Below are 441 nucleotides of genomic sequence, written 5' to 3' on the forward strand. Positions count from 1 at the left end.
ATAACATTAGATGAAAAAGATGTTGTAGATGATTTTATTCGAGAGCATAATTTATACCCACCAGATGATACCAATATAGTACTTCTATTAGATGCTAAGTTACATCTAACAGATGTTGCTGTATTTAAAACAGAAAAAGAATATATAGATATATGTTCTAGGCCTTGGGGAATGCAAAATATCATTATTGCTAACGATGCTGTATTATCTGCCAAATTAGCAGGTAAAGTGAAAGATTTAAGTCTAGTGAATGATAGGATTGCAGTGAAGTATGACAATATATTGAATAAGATGACATTACGACATAATCCTAGTGGTGAGTGGACTTATATTTTTACAGATATTACAGGGAATCCTATAAATCCAAGGTTTAAAACGGAAAACGAAATTCGTGAGATTGTAAATACATTAAGTTATCAGCATAAAAATATTAGAAATTTA

Annotated in this window: 1 protein-coding gene; it reads left to right on the forward strand. The window is 29.7% G+C overall.

Translation table 11 applies throughout. The features are described from left to right. The coding region (locus EO117_RS09305) for a hypothetical protein (RefSeq protein ID WP_164727572.1) at nucleotides 1-441 on the forward strand (441 nt) is incomplete at both ends.

The organism is Veillonella sp. VA142 (assembly GCF_003992135.1).
Classification (GTDB): domain Bacteria; phylum Bacillota; class Negativicutes; order Veillonellales; family Veillonellaceae; genus F0422.